The organism is Candidatus Symbiopectobacterium sp. NZEC127, from assembly GCF_025962675.1.
Taxonomy (GTDB): domain Bacteria; phylum Pseudomonadota; class Gammaproteobacteria; order Enterobacterales; family Enterobacteriaceae; genus Symbiopectobacterium.
In genome coordinates, this window is record NZ_JAGFPG010000009.1 from 101841 (window position 1) to 124516 (window position 22676).

A 22676-nucleotide genomic window follows, 5' to 3' on the forward strand; every position below is an offset into this window, starting at 1 on the left:
CATAAAAAAGAAACGTCAGTCCAGCAAGAACATAGTGCTTATCAACCGGGGTATGGTAGTTGCTTATTCCGAAAAATAAGAAATCCTACATATTTTCGCTCTGCCATTATCACTCTGTTGTAGTATGTGCTGGTATGTATTTCTTGTTTACTTGGTATCAAATTTCGGCACGCTTTATTGCGTGCCAATTTAGCGTGAGGTATTTATGCAACGACAGAAGTGGTTTAGCGTGTTTGTCCTGACTATTCTGCTAATGACGACAGGAACCTGGACTTTGCACTTTTTCCTGGATGGCGGGGTTGTAAAAGGCATTGCCTGTTACTTTGTGAAACTGATGAGTGGAATTACGCCACTGGCGGCGATCCGCTCTGTGGTGATGCCCCAACATGGCCCGAAGGCCACATTGGGGAGCCAGAAGCGTCTTATGGCACGACCCTAGCTCCGAATAACCGCTATACCAGATCGAAACGATCCAGATTCATCACTTTATTCCAGACAGCCACGAAATCGTGCACGAACGATGCCTGCGCATCAGCACTGGCGTAAACTTCCGCCAACGCCCGTAGCTGTGAGTGTGAACCAAAAATCAGATCTACGCGTGTTCCCGTCCATTTCGGCTGACCCGTGGTGCGATCGCGCCCTTCAAACAGTGTGTGCGATGCATCAATCGGGTGCCAGGTGGTACTCATATCCAGTAGATTAACGAAGAAATCAGTGGTCAAGACACCAGGGCGTTGGGTAAAGACGCCGTGCGCGGTTTGGCCGGTATTGATGTTCAGTACGCGTAACCCGCCGAGCAGTACGGTCATTTCCGGCGCGGTTAAGTTAAGCAGTTGCGCTTTGTCCACTAACAATGCTTCCGGGCTGGTGCTGTAGTGCCCTTTCTGATAGTTGCGGAAACCATCGGCAATCGGTTCAAGTACGTCGAACGAGGCGACATCGGTTTGTGCCTGAGAGGCATCCATCCGTCCCGGTGTAAAAGGAACGGTAATCGAATGGCCTGCTTGTTGCGCAGCGTGTTCAACACCCACGACGCCACCCAGTACGATGATATCGGCCAGTGACACGCGTTTGTTGCCTGATTGTGCAACATTAAACGCGTGTTGCACGCGTTCCAGAACGCTCAACACCTGCGCCAACTGTGCGGGCTGGTTCGCTTCCCAATTATTCTGTGGTGCAAGACGCAGACGTGCGCCGTTAGCGCCACCGCGTTTGTCTGAACCACGAAACGTCGATGCGGATGCCCAGGCCGTGGCGACCAACTGCGAAACGCTAAGCCCCGTTGCCGCAATTTGCTGTTTCAGCGCGGCGATATCCTGCGCCGCGATCAGTTCGTGATCGACTGCGGGGATAGGATCTTGCCAAATCAGCTCCTCGCTCGGCACTTCCGGCCCAAGGTAGCGGGCACGCGGTCCCATATCGCGGTGAGTCAGTTTGAACCAGGCGCGTGCAAACGCGTCGGCAAATGCTTCGGGATGTTCATAGAACCGGCGTGAGATTTTCTCATAGACAGGGTCAACGCGCAGGGAGAGGTCGGTGGTCAGCATGGTGGGAACGTGGCGCTTGGCCGTATCGTGAGCATCGGGAATTTCTCCTGCGCCCGCGCCATTTTTAGGTTGCCACTGGTGTGCACCCGCCGGGCTTTTGGTCAGTTCCCACTCGTAGCCAAACAGGTTTTGAAAGAAATAGTTGCTCCACTGGGTCGGGGTTTGTGTCCAGGTGACTTCCAGTCCACTGCCGATAGTATCGCCACCTTTTCCGCTGCCGAAGCGGCTGTTCCATCCTAACCCCTGTTCTTCGATGCCAGCGGCTTCCGGTTCGGGCCCGACCAATGCAGCATCGCCTGCGCCGTGGGTTTTACCGAAGGTATGGCCGCCAGCAATCAACGCTACGGTCTCTTCGTCATCCATTGCCATGCGGCTGAAGGTGTCGCGAATGTCTTTGGCGGCAGCGAGAGGATCGGGGTTGCCACCGGGACCTTCCGGGTTGACGTAGATCAGACCCATTTGCACTGCAGCCAGCGGGTTTTCCAGATCCCGTTCACCTGAATAGCGTTTATTATCCCCAAGCCAGGTCGTTTCTGCGCCCCAGTAAACGTCTTCTTCAGGTTCCCACACGTCAGGGCGACCGCCAGCAAACCCAAAGGTTTTAAAGCCCATGGATTCTAATGCTACGTTGCCGGTCAGAATCATCAAATCGGCCCAGGAGATGTTTTGACCATACTTTTGCTTGATCGGCCACAGTAAACGCCGCGCCTTATCGAGGTTTACGTTATCCGGCCAACTGTTCAGCGGCGCAAAGCGCTGCTGTCCGGCACCTGCGCCACCGCGGCCATCGCCAGTACGGTAGGTCCCGGCGCTGTGCCAGGCCATACGAATAAACAGCGGGCCATAGTGGCCGAAGTCCGCAGGCCACCAGGGCTGGGAATCGGTCATCAAGGCGTGGAGATCTTTTTTAACTGCCGCCAGATCGAGACGGTTAAAGGCGGCGGCGTAATCGAAATTTTTACTGAGAGGGTCGGAGAGCGAGCTGTGCTGATGGAGTACTTTCAGACTGAGCTGATTTGGCCACCAATCCTGATTCGTGGTGCCGCTGCTGGCGGTGGGCTTACTGCCGCCACCAGAGAATGGGCATTTGCTTTCAGTTGTCATGCGATATCTACCTTTGCTGATGAGTTCCATGGGTCCTGGCGCAAGGTCGCCCGGTACAGTGCTGTGGACACATTAAGCGTAGTCATCTTGTGGGCATTGTTAAAATCGAAAAAGGCAACTATTACGATAGTTATGATCTATGTTTATTTATAAATCGATAGGTCGAGTGGTTTATGGCAAGGTAGGTGATGACAAAATACGGTGGATAGCTGGCACACCAGCATGTCGGCAGATGTTTATGTCTGAAGAGTGAACATTATGTGAACAGTAAAAAACAAAAACCACTGAAATAAATTCATAAATATTATAGTGTTATTATATCTTGCTGATTTTAATAGCATGAGGTTGTTACTGAAACGCTCATGTTTTTGTCGATAGCGGTCGATAACGGATAACAGGGAGTTGAAGAATGCCACGGATAGCTTACAGTGAAAGGGCTGTATCTTGTCATCTGAACTCGGACGACGCGCGACACCTCGCTACTGCACATAAATACGCATTCTTATTGAGGGTATAATGGATAATTTTCAAAAAGAGATAGATGAGAGAACAAATCTCACTTCCTCCAATAAATTTGAACTGCTGTTGTTCCGTTTGGGCCCCGCAACGCAGGGTGCCGAGTCTGAGTTGTACGGTATCAATGTGTTCAAACTGCGCGAAATCGTACCGATGCCGTCGCTGACCAAAGCGGCGGGCATGAAACCGCCGATGATGGGTATGGTTAACATTCGCGGGCAGGTCATACCGGTTATCGATCTGCCAGCATTGCTGGGCTGCGAGCCAAGCACGGGGTTGAACATTCTTCTGATTACCGAATACGCGCGCAGCACACAGGCTTTTGCCGTGGAATCGGTGGATGATATTGTGCGTCTGGACTGGAGCCAGGTGCTTGCCGCCGAGAATGGGGTTAATTCGACCTATATTACCAGCATCGCACGGTTGGATGCGGATAAATCCAGTAACCGCCTGGCCTTGGTTCTCGATGTAGAACAGATTCTGCACGACATGAATCCGGTCGATCGCGACATCAAAGAAGATAAACTGAAAACCAAAGGGTTCCGCCTGAAACCTGGCACGGTAGCGATTGTGGCAGATGACTCCAAGGTGGCACGTTCCATGCTCGAACAAGGCTTGAGCGTGATGCAGATCCCCACGTTGATGCATGTTACCGGTCAAGAAGCCTGGAACAAGATTCAAGCGATGGCGAAGGAAGCTCAGCAGGAAGGGCGCCCGATTACGGATAAGATCTCCTTTGTGCTGACCGACCTGGAAATGCCAGAAATGGACGGTTTCACGCTTACCCGTAATATCAAGCGTGATGAGTTCCTTAAAAAACTGCCTGTGATTATTCACTCTTCACTGTCTGGCAGCGCTAACGAAGATCACGTGCGCAAGGTGGGCGCGGATGCTTATGTGGCGAAGTTTGAAATTAATGAATTGGCAGAGGCGATTCACTCTGTTTTAGATTGATATTGTTGCCAATGTAGAAGATTCATGCCGCGGGTGCTTTGCAGGTGCATCAGCGGCATTTTACTTTATGCCTGTTGCGGCGTTTTGGAACACAGCCAGATGCCAAAGACAATCAGTAGTGCGCTGACCAGATGAAAGGGTTCCAGCGTGGTATTGAGGAACACCAGACTAAACACCCCGCCCGATAACGGAATCAAGTGCGTGTAGATTTCTCCCCGCGTTGCACCAATGTCACTGATGCCTCTGTTCCAAAATACATAGGAGAGCCAGGACGGAAATATCACCAGATAGGCCAATCCGGTTAAAAAGTCCCATTGAAAGTAAGGTGCTACGTCGAGAGAAGGAAGATCGACGACATAAACAAACACCAGGGGGATAAGCAGTATCGCGCCGAGCAGTGCGCTAACGGCCACGAAGGCATTGCCCGGTATGCTTTTGTCTTTTTTCCGTAAAAAGGTGCAATAGAATGCCCAACTGAGCGCCGATCCCATGGTCCATAAATCCCCCTGATTGAGCGCGTTAAAGGTCTCTGAGGTGGGGATTTGCCCCTTTACCACCAGATACAACACGCCACCGGTACTGAGGATGACTCCGAGCATATTGTTACGCGAGATAGGATCGTTGAACACCAGGCGGTTGAGCAATAACACTACCGCTGGCGTGGCTGACATGTAAATTGCGGCATTCAACGATGTGGTATATTGCAAGCCGATATAGAGCGTCAAGGGAAACAGGACTTGCCCACACACGGAGAGGAAAAACAGGATCCCCAGAGACGTTCGCATCGTTGACCAATGCTGCCGTACCTGCCTGAAATAAAGGGCCATCAACAGTATCGCGGTGATGGCCCAGCGCGCTTGTGTCATGATGATAGGATCAGCGCGTACTACCAGAACATGACCAACAACGTAATTTCCCCCCCAGAACAGGGCTGCCAAGGTGAGTAAAAGATAAGGCATGATTCCATTCTCTTAATTAGCGTATTGGCGATGATTTATCATTGGTAAAAGATTGGCAATGATACAAATCAATAACGATTAATTTAAATAACTGTTTATCTATGGAGGCGCTGTTTCCATTTATTTGAAAACATTCCATGTCATGGTTTTGGTTATTTTTATGATTTTATAGTGTTAATGCCTGATTATAAAATAGTGAGTGATGATTATTATTCGTTTAGATATTAATAATATATCATTGATTATTTAAACGGTATTGGAGGGGAAATGTCTCATTGTATAACGCTTAAAGAAACCGATCTTGGTTATTCTCACTTTGTGAGTGTTTGTGATAAATCAGAGTCTGATGATATTATCCGGTTAATAAGAAATAATAATGGGGGTATATGTTTATCATCGAATTACTCCATAGCTGATCGTGTTATATTGTTTGTTTCTAATATCCCATGGCTCTCTGATTTTGAATGCATATCTAGCTATAAACAAAAAATTGAATTCCAGCAAAACGATGCAGTTATGGTTTTTTTAGAAACTTTAAATAAAGGGTTTGGCAATACGTTTTCACTTGACCGTTTGCCAAAGGTTAAATCTGGATCGGATTATCTGAAATGTAGGAATGTTACTACGTACTTAACATTAGCATCTACAGTGAATCCTTCCTCATTTACCGCCAAATATTGTAATCAAAAAAACCTTATCGTTATGAAAGAAGGGTTGGTTAATAAATTCCCGGAAATTAAAAGGGAGTTTTATGATTGTCTCATGGAAAAAGATGATGGCGTATTAAAAAAATTTCATGATGAAATAAATGTTCAGGTAGATAAAATTTTACAAACTGCTAGCGTCCCTGAAAGTATTTATGATGTCATTAAGGCCCGCATATTGGAATTTGTAAATATAAATGCATTGGAGAACAGTTATCCGTTGGACGCTTTGAAATGCTATTTGTATACCTTGTCTGGTTCGGATAAGGAGAAAGAGAGCCTTAACCAAGTTCCTGGTGAACCGTTTGCGTTGAAAATGAATGAAAGGTTAGCTCTACTCAATATATCGATGAATAATGATTCGGGTGTATTAGATAACTTGCTCCGCGATGTTTTTTTACTCAATGATGAACTAAAGTTAAAAAGTAGTGAAGATAAAAATCTATTATGTAGCGGTATATATGCGTATTTAGCGAAACAGTTCTATGAGGGTCTTATAAGAAACTCTATTGATGAAGTGAAGGTCGAACGGGGAGGCGCTGAACATCTGGTCCCATTATCAGTTCCGGTAACATCTTATGGTTTGCAAGAATCGTTATCGGATACGTCAAGTATTGACAGTTTTTTTAGTTCAGTATGCAGTGAAGACGACAACACTGAAGTGATATCTTGGGCGGATAGTGATTATTTTCCACCACCGCCGACGCCAGAAGAACTTAAGCTTTTTCAGGGTGACTTGTCAGATATCGATGATTTCCCACCACCGCCAACGCCAGAAGAACTTAAGTTTTTTCAGGGTGACTTGTCAGATATCGATGATTTTCCTCCACCGCCAACAGCAGAAGAACTTCGTTTATATCAAGATGGGTCATCACGGTCCGATGAAGTAGATAGTCTTTATGGTTCAGCATCAGACGAATCCAATAGCGATAATGACGTCTATTTAACCGGCAGTGAAACTGCGAAGCTATTATAAGCAGTAGTGTATTTTGATTTCACACTTTCAGATAAGTTAGAGGAAGAAGTAAAATTGTACCTCTATCGGGAGAGGGATTAATGACAGGAAATGGATCGGAAAGACAAATTAATTTTTTGGGTGAAAAGCTAGGATTAGATCTAAAATTAGACGAAAAACAACAGGTTTTATTATTAATCGATGGTAAATGTCCCGTGTCACTGCAACTTGATGATGGAAAATGGTATTTTTATGGCATGGTTCGCCATTTGAAAAATGAAGATAATCCATGCGCTTTCTATCAAAAAACTCTCAAAGAGAGTTTTGAAACATTACGCTCGGGGATTGGGGGGCTGTGCCTAAATGAATCATCGGATATTCTCATGTTCGTCGGCGGGGCCCGAGAAACGAATTACAATGCGGATGAGTTGTACGAAAGTTTAAATCAATTTGTGCAGCGTTTGGATATGTTACGTGAAACGCTGGAATAAGATTGGCTGGAACAGGCCATGCGTTGTCATGGAACCCGAGAAGTAAGCCGAATAACCTTCCCTGCATACCGCCGTTAAGCAGGGAAGGTGATGACGCTTATAGTGACTTTTTCTCATCATTTTCTTGCGGTGTGTTCGCCGCAGTGACGAGAATGCGCCGAATATTTATTCCGGTGATGCCCAATGCCAGCGTGATCAGCGGGGCAGCAATATTAAAGATGGCAAACGGCATGTAGGCCATGGTCGAGACACCGAGCACGGCTGCCATATAAGCACCGCAGGAGTTCCAGGGAATCAACGGTGAGGTGACAATACCGGCAGTCAGAAACTGCTCTGGAAAGGTTTTCCGGTGCCAACCCTCGTCGGGCAAATTCAGATTTAAATAAGCGAGTGGGTAACAGCAGAGCGATGTATTGGTCGCCAGCTGCAATGTTTAAACCAATAGCGGTAGCAACGACCGAAGCAATCAAGCGGCCGACCGTTCTGGCCCGTAATAACAGCGGTGTCACCAGCTTGTTGAGCAGACCAAAATCATCCACCATAATGCCAAAGGTAACCGCGCCGATGATGAGCCAAATGGTTAGCAACATGCTATCCATGCCACCACGCGACAGCAACGCATCTATCTGCTCAATCCCTGAATTCTCCTGAAAGCCGGTTGCCATTGCTGTCCACATGGCTTTTATGGCAAGCAGTGGTGCCGCGGTATCTGGCTCAGCAATAAAACGCAGCACCACTTGCGGTTGCATTATCGGCGTCATAATGCCCGCCAGTAATGCGGAGCACATAATCGCCAACGACGCAGGCACCTTTAATACCGAGAGCGTAAGTAAAAAGAACAAGGGCAGCAGGTTCCAGGGGGTAATGTGGAACAGCTCGTTAAACCGTTTCAACTCATTATCCGTGACGCTGGCATCGAAGGCACTGTGTTGATTAATACCCAGCGCAATAAACGCTATCAGGGCAATAGCTGCTGCGGGTAGGGTGGTCCACATCTGAGTACGAATATGTTTATACAGTTCGACGCCATTAAGTTGGGCAGCCAATACGGTGCTTTCAGAGAGCGGCGATACTTTATCACCCACATAAGCACCGGAAATGACGGCACCGGCGGTGATCTCAGGCGATAAGCCGAGCATATTGGCCAATCCGACCAAGCCAACACCCAATGTACCTGCGGTTGTCCATGAACTGCCGATACTGAGTGATACGCCAACACACACCAAAAAAGCGATAGGGTAAAACCAGTTCGGCATGATCATGACGATGCCGTAATACACCATGGTTGGAATGGTCCCGGACATGTTCCAGGTGCCAATCAATGCACCTACGGAAAAAAGAATAAAGATGGCACCGGAGACGGTGGCAATTCCTTTTCGTCCTGATTCAGAAATCTCTTCCCAACTGTGGCCATTTTTTAATATGACCATCGAGGTGATCATGGTGCTAACAATAATTGCCACTTGCAGCGGGCCATTTACCGCATCCAGGCCGAACAGGGCAACAGACGCGCCCACCAGCAGGATCAAGGTGACTACCGGGATCAACGCATCAAAATAACTGGGCGCTTTTATTGTGCGGGGAGGCTTGGGATCGCTGACCATATATGCTCCATATCCCGTTAAGGTAAAAAGTTTTTTTAAATTCGGAATGATCGTGTTGCGCGGTTCGTTCTGGCTTAAGCATAGTCGCTTTTTGCAATCGTATAGAGAATGTAATGAGGCTGAATGTTGGAAGGGGGGCTGCACACCCTACGTTCGCTCTGGGCCAAAAAAATCAGATGTCGCAGTACAGGGCGACTTCTGATTTTTATTTTATCTCTGCCATACTTCCAATCATTAGTGCGTTGTTTGTATGCAATCCATTCCCGCTGTGCAGCGCGTTCTGTCGCCAGTCAGCGAAAGGATTGCATGATGCAATTTATTGCGAAAATGATAATTAAAGGGAAGAAGTATGCAGTGGAAATCCCTGACGCCTGGCCTGACAAATCTGCTTGCTTATGAACGCACCTGGTTAAAGCACGACATTCGTGCGGGGCTTTCAGTGGCGGCCGTCGCATTGCCGGTGGCGATCGCTTATGCCGAACTGGCCGGGGTAAGCGCAATCGTTGGGCTCTACTCCTGTATTTTGCCGATGGTCGCCTACGCCATTTTCGGCTCTTCGCGGCAATTGATTGTTGGCCCGGATGCCGCTACCTGCGCGGTTATCGCGGCGGTCATCACCCCCTTGGCGGCGGGAAATACGGAGCTTCACTGGCAACTGGCGATTGTAATGACGTTGATGATGGGGACATGGTGTCTCATTGCCAGTCGATTCAAGCTGGGTGCCATTGCGGATTTGTTGTCCCGCCCGATATTGAGTGGATTGCTTAACGGCGTTGCGCTAACCATCATAGTAAACCAGATCAGCAACGTGTTTGGTTTTTCATCTCCCTCCAGTGAACTGATTGAGCGTATTTATGCGCTACCGTCGAATCTGGCAAACAGCCATTGGCCGACGGTGGGCATCTCGTTGCTGACGCTGCTATGCCTGTTTGGCGTGCGCTATCTTCGTCCGAATTGGCCCGCACCGCTCTTTGCCATCGTATTGACGACAGGGCTGACCTGGGCGGCAAACCTGCCGCGCTTTGGGATAGAAACGGTTTCTGGTTATACCGGTGGCGGTTTGCCTACCGTATCCTGGCCGGATTTCAAACCCGGCTTGCTGCGAGAACTGGTGATCCCTGCGTTGAACCTCGCGGTGGTCAGTTTTGTGAGCATGATGCTGACGGCGCGCAGTTTCGCGGCAAAAAATGGTTACGAGGTGGATGTAAACAGTGAATTCCGCGCACTTGGACTGGTGAATATCGTCTCTGGTTTATCGCAGGGCTTTGCCATTAGCGGGGCGAATTCGCGTACGGCGGTTAACGATGCCAACGGTGGCAAAAGTCAGTTGGTGTCTGTGATCGCCGCCTTGGCGATTGCTCTGGTGGTCGCATTGTTAAGTGAGCCCCTGCAATATATTCCTATTGCGGTACTCGGCGTCATTTTGATTTATGCGTCGTGGGGGCTGCTGGATTTACGCAGTATATCCCAATTGCGGAAGCGCAATCGCCCGGCATTCTACCTGGCTCTGTTTACTTTTCTGAGTGTGCTGCTGGTGGGCATTATTCCGGGGATTGGATTGGCGGTGTTGCTGGGGTTGTTGCAATTCCTTCAGACAGTATTCCGACCGACGGAGCATTTGCTCGGCGTCAATGCCGAAGGCATGATCCATTCATTAAATAACGGCAATGATAGTGATATCAGAGCGGTGGACGGCGTTATCATGTACCGTTTCAATTCTCCATTAACCTATTTCAACGTTGCCTATTTTAAGCGTCGCATTACCGATCTGGTGGATGGCGATACTTCTCAGCCGCGCTGGGTGGTGATTGATGCGGTAGCCAGCTTTACCCATGCCGATGTCAGCGTGCTGGCAGCCATCGACGAATTGAAACGCGAGCTCAAACAGCGTGGGATTAATCTGGTGCTTGCAGGACGACGGACTGAATTAACCCGCTGGTTCCGTATGAACCGTGCCGACAATAAGGTGCACGATTTGATTCTGGTGCCGGACCTGTATTTGGCATTACGGTTGATTCAGAGTAAAGAGTGCAAGGAGTCAAACACGCTAAGGGCGGACAGTCCGCCCTGATGACGTAAGTTATTGCAGCGTGGACATATCCAGCACGAATCGATATTTCACATCGCCTTTTTTCAGACGAGAAAACGCCTCATTAATCTGACTGGCACTGATTAATTCGATATCAGCCGTAATACCGTGTTCAGCGCAAAACTCAAGCATTTCCTGGGTTTCTGCAATGCCGCCGATATTCGAGCCGGAGAAACTACGACGTCCTTTAACGACATTAAATGCCCCAATTTCGATCGGCTCCGGTGGCAACCCTACCAGCACCACGGAGCCATCAATTTTCAGTAAGTTAAGGTATGCATTGACATCATGCTTTGCGGAAACCGTATCGAGGATCAGATCGACCTTACTGGCAAACGCTGCCATCTGCTGTGGATCGGTCGATAGCACTGCCTGATGTGCGCCAAGGCGAGTGGCATCTGCCACTTTGGCTTGCGATGTGGTAAAGACCACCACATGTGCGCCCATCGCTTTGGCAATTTTGATCGCGACGTGTCCGAGTCCACCGATGCCAAGAATGCCCACCACTTTCCCCGCGCCGGCCTGCCAGTGTTTGAGCGGTGAGTACACCGTAATACCGGCACACAGCAGCGGCGCAGCTGATGCCAAATCCAACGCAGCGGGCATTTTCAACGTGTATTTTTCACGACAGACGTAGGTTTGTGCGAAGCCACCGTAGGTCATTCCCCCCAGATGCGTATCCGGTGAGTTAAAGGAGAGCGTAGCGCCGGATTCACAGAACTGTTCGAGGTCGTTGCGGCAGGTGGGACATGTACCGCATGCGTCAACAATGCAACCCACCGCAGCGTAATCGCCTGGTTTAAATCGGGTTACGTCACGGCCTACCGCGGTAACGCGGCCCACGATTTCGTGTCCGGGGACCATAGGGTAGTGTGCTGCACCAAAATCATCGTTGAGTTGATGGAGATCGGAATGGCAAATTCCGCAGTAGAGAATTTCCATCTCAACGTCATCGCTCAGTAATCCGCGGCGTTTAATACTGAATGTGGTTAACGGGTTGGTTGCCGCATCGGTGCCAATGGCTTTGATGGTTTTAAACATAATTATTATCTCTATGAAAATTAACGGCCAACATGCGCTTGCAATGCTGCCGGATAACGTTCACCCACGATTTTTACCGTTTCCAGCACCTGGGTAATTTTCTGCAAGTCTGCTGGCGTAAGCGTGATTTCTGTTGCGGCCAAATTTTCCTCCAGCCGATGCAGCTTCGTGGTGCCTGGAATGGGAACAATCCAGGGTTTTTGCGCCAGTAACCAAGCCAGTGCGATTTGTGCGGGAGTGGTGCGGCGTTCTGTTGCCAGTTCGGCCAGTAATATCACCAATTTTTCGTTGGCTTTCAGAGCTTCTGCGGCGAAACGGGGAACCACGTTGCGGAAATCATTCTCTGTAAAGGTGGTTTCGGCGTTGATTGTGCCAGTCAGAAAGCCCCTGCCCAGCGGGCTGAAGGGCACAAAACCAATGCCGAGCTCTTCAAGCAGTGGAAGTATTTCTTGTTCTGGCTCGCGCCACCATAAGGAATATTCACTTTGTAACGCGGCAACGGGTTGCACTGCATGAGCACGACGTACGGTCTGCGCACCGGCTTCTGAAAGACCAAAATGTTTTACCTTGCCTTCGGCTATCAGATCTTTCACCGTTCCCGCGACATCTTCAATCGGGACATCGGGATCAACCCGGTGTTGATAGAGAAGATCGATAACATCTGTCTTAAGGCGACGTAGTGAACCTTCTACGGCTTCACGGATATGCTCCGGGCGACTGTTCAACATCTGCTGTTTATTGTCGTTGCCTATGTTAAAGCCAAATTTTGTAGCGATAACCACGCGATCGCGTAAAGGTTTCAAGGCTTCACCGACGACGTCTTCATTTAAATAGGGTCCATACACTTCAGCGGTATCAAAAAATGTCACACCGCGCTCAACGGCTGCGCGAACGAGTGTAATGGCTTGACGGGTATCCGTTGCCGGGCCGTAGCCTTGGCTCAATCCCATGCAGCCCAGACCTAGCGCAGATACTTCAAGCCCAGACGTTCCCAAATAACGTTTTTGCATTATTACGCTCCTACAGTTAACGGCTTTACCGATATTCAGCAAGCATAGCGCAGCACGATTAATTCGATTAGCCACGTTAATTCGCTAGGGTTTATTAACTGAATTCATTAATTACCGCCCGCGTTTGGTATTCAGCGCGAGAAGGCAGTTAACCAGCGGGTCACGGTTTCCGTGGTTCTTCGCTCCTGATCGCATTCGATAATAAGCGGTTTTTCTCGTCTGGCATGGGGTGCCAGTGTCGCTAATACCGCTTCGCTGTTACCAACGCCATATCCGCCATGGGTGATAAAAGGAACCAGCGCTTTGTCTGCCAAATTGTGGGTAGTGAGAAAGGTTTGCACCACCGGGGGAAGGGTTGTCCCCCAAATAGGAAAACCTAAATAAATCGTTTGATAATGTTCAATGTTGCTGACACTGCTTTTTAACGGTGGCCTGAAGCCACGGTCGCGTTCTATTTTTGCCTGCTCTACCGTCTGAAAATAATCATCCGGATAGGGCGTGGCAGGCTCAATCTCAAACAGATCGCTTTGCAGGCTGCGATGAATAACCCCCGCGATGACGCGTGTGTTACCACTGCGGGATAAATAAGCGACCAGAGTGCGTCGGTCTTTTAGGGGTAACTCAGCGCTGGCGCTAGCGGAGGAAGGAAGAACCATCTTCGCCACAGTTAAGCTGGCCAATGAGGTAAGCAGCGCTCTTCGAGTGCGATCGTGTTGGTGTGACATGTATGATTCTCCGCAGAAATGGATGCTAGACAACCCGCGCGGTGATGCAGGAGCAGAGCAGCATCAGCGAGCCCAAGATAACAGAAGATGTACAGTGAGATAATCGTATTGTATTGATTAGTATTATGAATATGCCTCATTAAAGGCATAGCACTGTCTCAGTGAGTGACAGTAGTGTTTCGTTATTTAACGGTGTGAGAAGTAATGTGTTAAAGAAATGGCATAATTGTCTTAAATATACATAAAAAATCATCTTAATATTTAAAGTTACACTGTATTTTTTTAAACAATATTTATATGTTTTGCGAAGAATAACGTGACGCTTGGCGTGTGATATGGGTTTTGTTTTTTTAAAGCATGCAATTATGTAATTGATCTTCTTGTTGTTTTCAAGTTTTTTGATGATTGTTTATATGTATCGTGGTATTAAAATATTAATGGTGATAATTTCATAATGTGCATAGGTGAATAGATTGTCATCCAGTCATAACCCTATTTTTAAATTTTTTATTACATTATAGAGTGTGCCGCTTTTGTATTTTTATAAATCATATTTTGTTATGTTTATTATTGAGGGCACATTTGTGTTTAATAAGTTATGAATGATAATTTAACATGTCGTTTCTTTCGGCAACTGGGGATGGTTTTCGCTTTGGTTAGTTGTTCTCAGGCGAATAAAAGTGATGAGAAAACGCACACGCCTGTTATTAAATATACAAAAGAGGATACGAGACGCCATTTGATTTCACCATCAGTCACAGATAATACCTCTATTAGGCATTCCGCTACGTCAATGAAAAGGGAAGACATGAATATTCGGGGAGAGGCACAGGCTGGTTTGGGCGCGTTTGGCCGCCAGTCTGGGAGTACCACGCTGAATGTATTACTGCCATTGCAAGAAAATGAAAAGCGCATGTTGTTCGGCCAATTCGGTGGATATCATCACAAACATAAAAACAGCGTCAGTGTGGGAGTAGGTCAGCGTCATTTTGGCAATGACTGGGGATTGGGGTATAACATTTTCTATGATGCGCAGATGTCAAAATCAATTTACCACCGCCTTGGTGTTGGCGGGGAGTTATGGTTTGATAATGCTCGTTTTACGGCAAATGGATATTATGGCCTAACCCGTAACCGGGATGTTGATGAAAAACCAGGGTATTACGCGGATGTCGCTCATGGTTATGATGTCAATTTGCAAGCGTGGATACCGGGGTATCGTCAGCTTAGTGGTCGGGTGAAATTTGAGCAATACTTTGGCGATAGCGTTGCGCTTACCAAGAAAGGGAAAGATGCCAGAAATCCACATGCGCTATCATTAGGGCTCAGCTATGCGCCTATTCCACTGCTACAGTTTGATATTGATCGCGTATTGGGTAGCCAAAAGCAGACTGAAAACCGTTTTGGGGTCTCTGTTCGTTACCAATTTGGGGTCCCCCTCTCTTTGCAACTTGATCCAACCTACACCGCATCCCAGTACTTAAAGAAAGCAAAAAATTATCATGTTGTTGATCGTAACAACGATATAAAGCTTTCGTTTCGAGAGAAGCCCTCTCAACGGATAGAAAAACCAGTAATAAAAGCCCCCGTTGCGCCAACGCCAGTACCACCAAAGGCACCACCAAAGGCACCACGAGAGGCACCACGGGAGATACCACGGGAGACACCGCGGGAGATACCACGGGAGACACCACGGGAGACGCCGCGGGAGATACCACGGGAGACACCACGGGAGATACCACGGGAGACGCCGCGGGAGATACCACGGGAGACGCCGCGGGAGATACCACGGGAGATACCACGGGAGATACCACGGGAGACGCCGCGGGAGACGCCGCGGGAGATACCACGGGAGACACCACGGGAGACGCCGCGGGAAATACCACGGGAGACGCCACGGGAGGTACCACGGGAGACACCAACCCCATCAGGGGGGCCTGAATGGCCAGAACCACCCGTCTCAACGCCAGAAGGAGCTCCATGTTTAGAGTGTGAAGATTTAGTGCCAGGAGCAATCCCTCCTGTTGACGATGAAGCTTTTGAGGATGAAGACAGGGCAGTAAACCCTAAAGGGGCGCCGGAATGGCCAGAAGGGCCAAAACCACCTGTTGTAACGCCTGAAGGCGATCCATGTTTAGAGTGTGGAGACCTAGTGCCAGGAGCAAACCCTAACGATGACGTAGAACCGATTAATAGACAGCCTGATATTTATGTTTATCCACCCAGCCCTGATGGTATACCACTCAAAGCAAGCCCTGCTAAGCTGGAGCGTCATACATTAGTTGATGAAGCCGTGAATTCCGAAGGGTTTGTGATTGTTGAACCCTCGGGAACAAAAAGGGATTCGTCAGACAAGCAATATGGTTTTGAGTTTGTCGACGCCTCTTAACGTGTGGTGGCATCTGACCTGACCACCACCGCAGGGCTATAAGTAACGTGCAAGCGGCGTTCGCTAGGTGGCAGTGATGTCGATGCTATTGGAAATAGGCAATCCCTTGAGGTCTGCGTTTGTCAGGGCTGCGTCAGCAGCCCATGCCAGAAGCAGAGAGTGCTGATATTATTTCTTGTTAAGCATCGACTTCAAATCGGCAAACGGATTATAGGTGGCAGCCGCAACGTCTTTTTGCGCATCCTCTCCCGCCACAACGGTTGTGCCGTATTGGTCAGCCTCAGTGTACTTCGAGTGTTCATGATCATGGCAATACAGACACAGCAACTCCCAGTTGCTGCCATCTTCCGGGTTATTGGTATGGTCATGATCGATATGATGCACCGTTAATTCGCGCAGGTTGGAATAAACAAACTCCCGCGAGCAGCGTCCGCACACCCACGGGTAAATTTTTAGTGCTTTCTCACGGTAGCCGCTTTCCAGCCGTGCGTAGTTTTTGGGAATCAGAGCCATTGCCGATGTTACCTGTTATAAAGAGAGTGTTTACGATAGTGTCCCCAATATATCTCATAGTAGAGCAAGAGAAAAAATGAAAGCAGAAGATCCGGTTGGTTTTAATGGTACATACTCCATACCGTCACGATGCATATCGCAAAAGAATGAGAATGGCGCCGTCGACGCATTGACAGAGGAAATTGCTTGTGGAAACTTATCTGCTACATCGTGGTAGGCTTATCGATCATATTCAGCTCGTTGTAAACGACTTCGAGCTAAGCAAAGCGTTTTATCAGGCCGTACTGGCCGTTCTTGAGATCCCCATCATAAACACATCTGACGATTATTTCTGGGCAGATGAACTTGTGGTGTGTTCAGTCAAAAGCGAGGGTTCTCTGGGAAAACCGACAGGGCGTCACCATCTGGCTTTTCAGGCCAAAGATCGTGAAACCGTAAAGGCTTTTTATCATACCGCACTGACACATGGGGGGCGTGACAACGGCGCGCCTGGTGAACGAACCTACCACCCTGGGTACTACGCGGCTTTTGTGATCGATCCCGATGGGAACAATATCGAGGCGGTTTACCATGGCGAGGCAGAGCGCAGCACACACGCCGTGGAAATCCGTTTCAACCTCTAAGCTCAAAGGTTCACTGTCTCCGCACATCTCTCGCTACCGATGCCATGTGTACCGTCTGCCTGGCTGGAAGCGAGCATAACCTTTATCAAGATGTGTGACTCAAGCCGGTGCTGGTGAGGTAAAGCGCCAAACTTCAGTGTCCCGCAGTCATTTTGCCGGGTTTACCGGTTGTCGTTTTCGGGAAACACGCAGGGCGTCGACCACCAGTGAGAAAGCCGGAGACACTTGCTTACGACTCGGGTAATACAAATAGTACCCAGGAAAAGGCTGACACCACGCTTCAAGCACCCGGATCAGGCGTCCTTCTTCAATATGGGTTCCAAATTCTTCCTCAGGTAAAAAAGCGATGCCCAATCCCGCCAGCGCGGCATAAATAATATGTTCCGAAGTGTTAAACGTAACCTGCCCACTGACCCGCACGTTCAAATCACCACCGTCCTGATCAAAATCCCAGACGTAGAGCCCGCCGGATCTGACCATTCGCTGGTTAATACAGCAGTGTTGCGTCAGCTCATGCGGTGTTTGCGGAATGGGGTATCGCGAGAAATAATCCGGCGAAGCCACGGCCGCCATGCGTAATTCCGGTCCAATCGGTATGGCTATCATATCTTTATCGATGGTGTCACCAAGGCGAACGCCGGCATCGAAACGGTCGGCAACGATATCGCGGAAACCGTGGTTGGCATCGAACTCGATATGGATATCCGGGTATTCACGCAGTAGTGGCGTCAGTTTGGGTAACAACGTGGAACGCAAAACGTCTGGTCCACAGGTGATGCGCACCGTACCGGCGGGTTTGTCGCGCAACTCTGTGAGCATATCCAACTCGGCTTCAATCTCATCAAGGCGGTTGCCGATGGCCTGCAACAACCGTTCTCCGGCAGTGGTGGGCGATACACTGCGGGTGGTTCGGGTGAGGAGCCGAATTTTCATGCGTTCTTCCAGCGCGGAAATCGCCTGGCTGAGCGCAGGTTGCGTTACCCCAAGATGAGCTGCCGCACGGGTAAAACTGCCTTCGCGGGCGACGGTGACAAAATAGAGAAGGTCATTCAAGTTGCGTTTCATCTGGCAGGCGTTCCCAATTAATAATCAGGGCTTATAAGCCCATTAAGTATTCATTAGCTAGTCAGCCTACACCCGGCGTGTAAAACTTTCAGCAACAGAACATCGTGATCGGCACGTTTTATTCATGCGCTTTTTTGACGCCATTCCCGTGAATGGTGCCCGGCAGAGGCTTGCCTGAATTTGGCCGGGTCGATATTCAGAGGTAGCCGCTAATGTCCACACCGATCCGCGAAACACACCACGTAAACGAGAGGAAGTACTTCATGAAAAATATGACCCTGGCGCTGGGGCTGCTCATCAGCTCATTCGCCGCCACCGCGGTGGACCTGTCAAAAGGCGCGGACAACTTTTATAAAAGCGATAAAGTTACCCAGCAAAAAGTGACGTTTAAAAATCAGTATCAGATGAACGTCGTGGGCAATTTGTTTATCCCGAAAACGCTGAATCAGCACGCTAAAAACCCAGCGATTGTTATCGGGCACCCGATGGGCGCGGTAAAAGAGCAAAGCTCAAATCTGTATGCACAAAAACTGGCGGAGCAGGGGTTTGTAACGCTGGCGATCGACCTCTCCTTCTGGGGGGAAAGTGAAGGCAAGCCGGGTCATCTGGTTTCACCGGAAATTTATTCTGACGATTTCAGCGCGGCGGTCGACTACCTTAGCACGCAGCCGTATGTTGATTCTGACAATATCGGTGTGCTGGGGATCTGCGGCAGTGGCAGCTTTGTTATTAGCGCGGCCAAAATTGACCCACGTATGAAGGCGATAGCCACCGTCAGTATGTATGACATGGGCTCAGCGTTCCGCAATGGCCTCAATCATTCCCTGACGCCAGAGCAGCGTAAGGCCCTTATTCAATCGGCTGTCCAGCAGCGATTCGCAGAATTTAAAGGTGCAGAGAAGGCGTATATTCCAGGGACCGTGAATACGTTGGATGATTCAACACCGGCCATTCAGCGTGAATTCTTCGATTTCTACCGTACCGCGCGAGGCGGCTACACGCCGCAAGGCGAGAAAGAAGAGCTGACCACCAAGCCACTGTTAAGCAGCATCGGCAAATTTATGAACTTCTATCCGTTCAATGATATTGAAACGATTTCACCGCGCCCAATGCTGTTTATTACTGGCGATCGGGCACACTCGAAGGAGTTTAGCGAAGATGCCTACAAACGCGCGGGCCAACCGAAGGAACTGTACATCGTTCCTGGGGCGGGTCATGTTGATCTGTATGATCGTACTGACCTCATTCCATTTGAGAAACTGACATCGTTCTTCAATACCAATCTGAAATAATGATACACGCCGCACCGGCCAAGGTGCGGCGCATTTGCGCAATAGTCGGTTTGAAAGAAAAGCGATTGCTGCTACTACCATTGATATGATATTTGAGATATCAGTTGCGTGAACCGTTGGGATTGACGAGTAAAAACAGACCGTGTGAATCGGAGGCTTTGAAAGGTTTGGCGGATGCTTTTAAGTTGCGGATTTTTAGATCGTTAAGAGCCATTTGGGAGTCACTCCATTATCGAACCAATCTGACCCCAAATTTGACCACCACATTCTGCCGACACAGCGGGGAAAACGCACACGCATCGGGAAAGATTCTTGCGTTATTCTCTTGAATCTAAAGCAAAAAGCAGACGCCCGAGGACATCTGCTTTTTTGAATTTGGCTCCTCTGACTGGGATCGCCTTTGCCAGTAACTGGCTAATAAGCAAGCTAACTCTCAATTCCCACCCTGTCAAGACCACCAGAGTGACCACTAAAAGCGAGGGTTGTATAAAATTATATAGATAGTGCTAGTCTAAGAATTGAATCGCTACGGGTAATCTAGACACTTTCGAGTCGTTGATAATACTGCTGTTCATATTCATTCGGCGACACCTGATTGCTAGAACCATGTCGACGCCTGCTGTTATAAAACATTTCGATGTAATCAAAAATATCGCTTCGGGCTTCCTCCCGCGTTCCGTAGATCCTTTTCTTTATCCGCTCACGCTTGAGAAGCTTGAAAAAACTTTCGGCAACGGCGTTATCATGACAGTTGCCGCGTCTACTCATGCTACCTTCCAGACCATGTGACTTCAGGAATGACTGCCACTCGTGGCTAGTATATTGACTGCCTTGGTCTGAATGTATCAACACCTGTTTTTGCGGATTACGCCTCCACAGCGCCATTAGCAATGCGTTCAGCACGATGTCCTTCGTCATTCTGGCCTGCATCGACCAGCCAATGATTTTACGGGAAAACAGGTCGACCACTACCGCAAGATATAACCAACCTTCATGTGTTCTAACATACGTAATATCTGTCACCCAGCGTTCATCCGGTGCCATCGGGTTAAATTGTCTCTGGAGCTTGTTGGGTGCCACAATGCTCGCTTTTGTACGATCTTGGACTGTGATAACCGACTTGAGCCTTTATTCCTGCACCGTGCATCAGACGCCAGACCCGGTTCGCCCCACACTGTTCACCCGTATCGCGTAAATCCAGGTGAATTTTGCGATAGCCATATACACACCCAGATTCAAACCAAAACTGCTTAATCAGCCCGGTCAGCTTCTGGTCTGTGTGGTATCGCCGTGAATGGGGCTGCTGAAGCCAGGCATAGAAACCACTCGGATGAACATCCAAAACACGGCAGAGCAAACGAACCGGAAAGTCACGACTGTTGTCACGGATAAAGACGTACCTCAGTCGGACAGCTTTGCGAAGTACGCCGCTGTAGATTCAATCTGTCAACGCAACACCCTTTTCAATTCTTTCTGGAGCCGTCGGATCTCGGCCTGAACATCTGACTGTTCCTGATTGGCCGAAGAATCTGGGCCATACTTCTTTATCCACGCATAAAGACTGTGAGTGGTGATATCAAGGCGTGTTGCCACGCTTGCAACGGAATGACCACGATCAACAACCTGTTTGACCGCTTCAATTTTAAACTCGTCGGGATAACGTTTACCGCTCATGGGCACCTCATTTTTAAGCCATTTTAAATGACTCTGAGGTGTCTAACAAACCAGTAGCGATTCAATGTTGGCTGCCATTGCCAGAAAGGACTATGAAGACCGAAGACGCCGCCAGGCGCAAGGCATCAGTAAAGCGAAAACCGAGGGCAAATACCGGGGCAGGGTAGCCGATGTGCAGAAACACGAGCTGATACGTACACTGCGCCTGGCTCACGGTAAATCCTTACGTGAAACAGCTCGTCTGGCCGGCGTTTCTAAAATGACGGTTATCCGGGTCTGCAATGCTCAGAAGGTGGAACCGGAGACCGGCAATACCCGGAATAAATAACCGGGATGACTTCCTGGCAAACAGACTCAGGTGGCGTGGTAACATATGCCGGTTATTTTTCAGGGGCAGGACTGATGAGAAAGAAAAGCTGCACACCCACTCCCCACGATGCCACGTTCAGGCAGTTCCTGACGCAGCCGGATATTGCCAGGGATTTCATGGAAATCCACCTGCCTGCGGAACTCCGCGCAGTCTGCGATCTCAGCACGCTGAAACTGGAATCCGGCTCGTTCGTTGAGGATGATCTGCGCCAGTATTTCAGCGACGTGCTCTACAGCCTGAAAACTTCTGCCGGCGATGGATACATTCACGTTCTTGTGGAGCACCAGTCGATGCCCGACAGGCATATGGCCTTTCGCCTTATCCGCCATGCAGCGTCATCTCGACGCGGGCCATAAGACACTGCCATTGGTGATACCGGTGCTGTTCTATACCGGTAAACGCAGCCCGTATCCGTACTCCACCCGATGGCTGGATGAGTTTGACGATCCGGCTCTGGCTGGAAAACTCTACAGCAATGCTTTCCCGCTGGTTGATGTGACCGTCATTTCGGATGATGAAATCGCCGGTCATCGCAGTATGGCTGCTCTGACGTTACTGCAGAAACATATTCATCAGCGGGACCTGGCAGAACTGGTCGATCGGCTGGCTCCCATTAAGACGCCGGATAGATTCAAGCAAGCCAACTTATCGTCGAAATCGGTGTTGCAAAAACGGGAGTGATCATAGATTCCGTTTTCCAAGCGGACCCCATCTCCGGCTCAGGCAGCCCGCCATGCCTTATTGAAAACCCAGTTGGCTGAAAGCAAAGAACTTTGTCTGGCAACGTTATTTAAACGGTCCCCTACTTACAACGCGCTTACAATGTAAAACGTAAATGTTGACGGAGATCAAATTATTAATTTCACATCTATTGATATTAAATTTTGTATCATTTGAAATGTTTAGCATTACAACAAATAAAAAAACAATACGCTAAAATTAAATATAAAAAAAATCAAAAAAAACATAATTTTCATCTGTTTTTATACGCATGCAGATAATTCTGGAATCTCTGCTATTATCAATAATGTTACAAGTAAAATTTGGTTAA

General features: G+C 48.8%; 17 protein-coding genes and 4 pseudogenes. 10 read left to right on the plus strand and 11 right to left on the minus strand.

Annotated features, from left to right (window positions below):
- Nucleotides 1-205: 205 nt before the first annotated feature.
- Nucleotides 206-439 (plus strand): hypothetical protein, encoded by a 234-nt coding sequence (locus tag J5069_RS22600; protein ID WP_264645952.1) that lies wholly within the window; start codon nt 206-208, stop codon nt 437-439.
- 13 nt (nt 440-452) lie between these two features.
- On the opposite strand, the gene katG is transcribed toward J5069_RS22600, so the two are convergent.
- The gene (gene katG / locus J5069_RS22605) at nt 453-2651 is read right to left on the minus strand and encodes a catalase/peroxidase HPI (RefSeq protein WP_264645953.1); all 2199 of its coding nucleotides are present in this window, start codon (nt 2649-2651) and stop codon (nt 453-455) included.
- Between the two features lie 516 nt (nt 2652-3167).
- On the opposite strand from katG, the gene J5069_RS22610 reads away from it, so the two are divergent.
- Nucleotides 3168-4121 (plus strand): chemotaxis protein, encoded by a 954-nt coding sequence (locus tag J5069_RS22610; RefSeq protein WP_222160116.1) that lies wholly within the window; start codon nt 3168-3170, stop codon nt 4119-4121.
- A 65-nt stretch (nt 4122-4186) separates the two neighbouring features.
- On the opposite strand, the gene J5069_RS22615 is transcribed toward J5069_RS22610, so the two are convergent.
- The gene (locus J5069_RS22615; RefSeq protein ID WP_264628115.1) at nt 4187-5080 is read right to left on the minus strand and encodes a DMT family transporter; all 894 of its coding nucleotides are present in this window, start codon (nt 5078-5080) and stop codon (nt 4187-4189) included.
- Between the two features lie 267 nt (nt 5081-5347).
- On the opposite strand from J5069_RS22615, the gene J5069_RS22620 reads away from it, so the two are divergent.
- Both J5069_RS22620 and J5069_RS22625 read left to right on the plus strand, forming a co-directional pair.
- Nucleotides 5348-6760, plus strand: a complete 1413-nt coding sequence (locus J5069_RS22620) for a hypothetical protein (protein ID WP_264645954.1) — start codon at nt 5348-5350, stop codon at nt 6758-6760.
- A gap of 80 nt (nt 6761-6840) precedes the next feature.
- Nucleotides 6841-7230, plus strand: coding sequence for a CesT family type III secretion system chaperone (locus J5069_RS22625; RefSeq protein ID WP_264627935.1), 390 nt, complete (start codon nt 6841-6843; stop codon nt 7228-7230).
- 97 nt (nt 7231-7327) lie between these two features.
- Here the strand turns inward: J5069_RS22625 and J5069_RS22630 are convergent, their stop codons facing one another.
- On the minus strand, nt 7328-7498 hold the full coding sequence (locus tag J5069_RS22630) for a hypothetical protein (protein WP_264645955.1): 171 nt from the start codon (nt 7496-7498) through the stop codon (nt 7328-7330).
- Nucleotides 7443-8834, minus strand: coding sequence for a Na+/H+ antiporter NhaC family protein (locus J5069_RS22635; RefSeq protein ID WP_264645956.1), 1392 nt, complete (start codon nt 8832-8834; stop codon nt 7443-7445). Before J5069_RS22635 ends, J5069_RS22630 begins: the two co-directional genes overlap by 56 nt.
- Before the next feature lie 349 nt (nt 8835-9183).
- On the opposite strand from J5069_RS22635, the gene J5069_RS22640 reads away from it, so the two are divergent.
- Nucleotides 9184-10905 carry a SulP family inorganic anion transporter gene (locus J5069_RS22640; RefSeq protein ID WP_264645957.1) on the plus strand — a complete coding sequence of 574 codons (1722 nt, stop codon included), beginning with the start codon at nt 9184-9186 and terminating at the stop codon, nt 10903-10905.
- Nucleotides 10906-10914: 9 nt separating this feature from the next.
- Here the strand turns inward: J5069_RS22640 and J5069_RS22645 are convergent, their stop codons facing one another.
- From J5069_RS22645 to J5069_RS22655, 3 genes are all read right to left on the minus strand, one after another.
- On the minus strand, nt 10915-11964 hold the full coding sequence (locus J5069_RS22645; RefSeq protein ID WP_264645958.1) for an NAD(P)-dependent alcohol dehydrogenase: 1050 nt from the start codon (nt 11962-11964) through the stop codon (nt 10915-10917).
- Nucleotides 11965-11984: 20 nt separating this feature from the next.
- The gene (locus tag J5069_RS22650) at nt 11985-12974 is read right to left on the minus strand and encodes an aldo/keto reductase (RefSeq protein WP_264645959.1); all 990 of its coding nucleotides are present in this window, start codon (nt 12972-12974) and stop codon (nt 11985-11987) included.
- A 131-nt stretch (nt 12975-13105) separates the two neighbouring features.
- Nucleotides 13106-13699, minus strand: a complete 594-nt coding sequence (locus tag J5069_RS22655) for a flavodoxin (RefSeq protein ID WP_264645960.1) — start codon at nt 13697-13699, stop codon at nt 13106-13108.
- Nucleotides 13700-14297: 598 nt separating this feature from the next.
- Here J5069_RS22655 and J5069_RS22660 point away from each other — a divergent pair.
- Nucleotides 14298-16088, plus strand: a complete 1791-nt coding sequence (locus J5069_RS22660) for an inverse autotransporter beta domain-containing protein (protein ID WP_264645961.1) — start codon at nt 14298-14300, stop codon at nt 16086-16088.
- Nucleotides 16089-16256: 168 nt separating this feature from the next.
- Here the strand turns inward: J5069_RS22660 and yajD are convergent, their stop codons facing one another.
- Nucleotides 16257-16601: an HNH nuclease YajD gene (yajD, locus tag J5069_RS22665; RefSeq protein ID WP_264626531.1), complete on the minus strand. Its 345-nt coding sequence runs from the start codon at nt 16599-16601 to the stop codon at nt 16257-16259.
- 188 nt (nt 16602-16789) lie between these two features.
- Here yajD and J5069_RS22670 point away from each other — a divergent pair, with 188 nt between their 5' ends.
- Entirely contained in the window at nt 16790-17224 is a 435-nt protein-coding gene (locus tag J5069_RS22670) for a VOC family protein (protein WP_264645962.1), read from the plus strand.
- Nucleotides 17225-17371: 147 nt separating this feature from the next.
- On the opposite strand, the gene J5069_RS22675 is transcribed toward J5069_RS22670, so the two are convergent.
- Entirely contained in the window at nt 17372-18289 is a 918-nt protein-coding gene (locus J5069_RS22675) for a LysR family transcriptional regulator (RefSeq protein WP_264645963.1), read from the minus strand.
- 263 nt (nt 18290-18552) lie between these two features.
- Between J5069_RS22675 and J5069_RS22680 the strand changes: the two genes are divergently transcribed.
- Nucleotides 18553-19581 carry an alpha/beta hydrolase gene (locus J5069_RS22680; RefSeq protein ID WP_264645964.1) on the plus strand — a complete coding sequence of 343 codons (1029 nt, stop codon included), beginning with the start codon at nt 18553-18555 and terminating at the stop codon, nt 19579-19581.
- Between the two features lie 103 nt (nt 19582-19684).
- Here J5069_RS22680 and J5069_RS22685 read toward each other — a convergent pair.
- Together J5069_RS22685 and J5069_RS22690 are read right to left on the minus strand one after the other, a co-directional pair.
- Nucleotides 19685-19795, minus strand: a pseudogene (locus J5069_RS22685) (Arm DNA-binding domain-containing protein); the annotation flags it as partial.
- A gap of 323 nt (nt 19796-20118) precedes the next feature.
- Nucleotides 20119-21255, minus strand: a pseudogene (locus J5069_RS22690) (IS3 family transposase).
- A gap of 64 nt (nt 21256-21319) precedes the next feature.
- On the opposite strand from J5069_RS22690, the pseudogene J5069_RS22695 reads away from it, so the two are divergent.
- Both J5069_RS22695 and J5069_RS22700 read left to right on the plus strand, forming a co-directional pair.
- Nucleotides 21320-21583 (plus strand): annotated as a pseudogene (locus tag J5069_RS22695) (serine recombinase); the annotation flags it as partial.
- 74 nt (nt 21584-21657) lie between these two features.
- Nucleotides 21658-22240: pseudogene (locus J5069_RS22700) on the plus strand (Rpn family recombination-promoting nuclease/putative transposase); the annotation flags it as partial.
- Nucleotides 22241-22676 lie beyond the last annotated feature (436 nt).

What these genes read in the sequence shown, in the direction of transcription:
- J5069_RS22645 (WP_264645958.1), bottom strand. Translation starts at nt 11,964, where the DNA reads ATGTTTAAAACCATCAAAGCCATTGGCACCGATGCGGCAACCAACCCG.
- J5069_RS22620 (WP_264645954.1), top strand. Translation starts at nt 5,348, where the DNA reads ATGTCTCATTGTATAACGCTTAAAGAAACCGATCTTGGTTATTCTCAC.
- J5069_RS22640 (WP_264645957.1), top strand. Translation starts at nt 9,184, where the DNA reads ATGCAGTGGAAATCCCTGACGCCTGGCCTGACAAATCTGCTTGCTTAT.
- J5069_RS22615 (WP_264628115.1), bottom strand. Translation starts at nt 5,080, where the DNA reads ATGCCTTATCTTTTACTCACCTTGGCAGCCCTGTTCTGGGGGGGAAAT.
- J5069_RS22650 (WP_264645959.1), bottom strand. Translation starts at nt 12,974, where the DNA reads ATGCAAAAACGTTATTTGGGAACGTCTGGGCTTGAAGTATCTGCGCTA.
- J5069_RS22625 (WP_264627935.1), top strand. Translation starts at nt 6,841, where the DNA reads ATGACAGGAAATGGATCGGAAAGACAAATTAATTTTTTGGGTGAAAAG.
- J5069_RS22610 (WP_222160116.1), top strand. Translation starts at nt 3,168, where the DNA reads ATGGATAATTTTCAAAAAGAGATAGATGAGAGAACAAATCTCACTTCC.
- J5069_RS22635 (WP_264645956.1), bottom strand. Translation starts at nt 8,834, where the DNA reads ATGGTCAGCGATCCCAAGCCTCCCCGCACAATAAAAGCGCCCAGTTAT.
- katG (WP_264645953.1), bottom strand. Translation starts at nt 2,651, where the DNA reads ATGACAACTGAAAGCAAATGCCCATTCTCTGGTGGCGGCAGTAAGCCC.
- J5069_RS22655 (WP_264645960.1), bottom strand. Translation starts at nt 13,699, where the DNA reads ATGTCACACCAACACGATCGCACTCGAAGAGCGCTGCTTACCTCATTG.
- J5069_RS22680 (WP_264645964.1), top strand. Translation starts at nt 18,553, where the DNA reads ATGAAAAATATGACCCTGGCGCTGGGGCTGCTCATCAGCTCATTCGCC.
- yajD (WP_264626531.1), bottom strand. Translation starts at nt 16,601, where the DNA reads ATGGCTCTGATTCCCAAAAACTACGCACGGCTGGAAAGCGGCTACCGT.
- J5069_RS22660 (WP_264645961.1), top strand. Translation starts at nt 14,298, where the DNA reads ATGAATGATAATTTAACATGTCGTTTCTTTCGGCAACTGGGGATGGTT.
- J5069_RS22600 (WP_264645952.1), top strand. Translation starts at nt 206, where the DNA reads ATGCAACGACAGAAGTGGTTTAGCGTGTTTGTCCTGACTATTCTGCTA.
- J5069_RS22630 (WP_264645955.1), bottom strand. Translation starts at nt 7,498, where the DNA reads ATGGCAGCCGTGCTCGGTGTCTCGACCATGGCCTACATGCCGTTTGCC.
- J5069_RS22675 (WP_264645963.1), bottom strand. Translation starts at nt 18,289, where the DNA reads ATGAAACGCAACTTGAATGACCTTCTCTATTTTGTCACCGTCGCCCGC.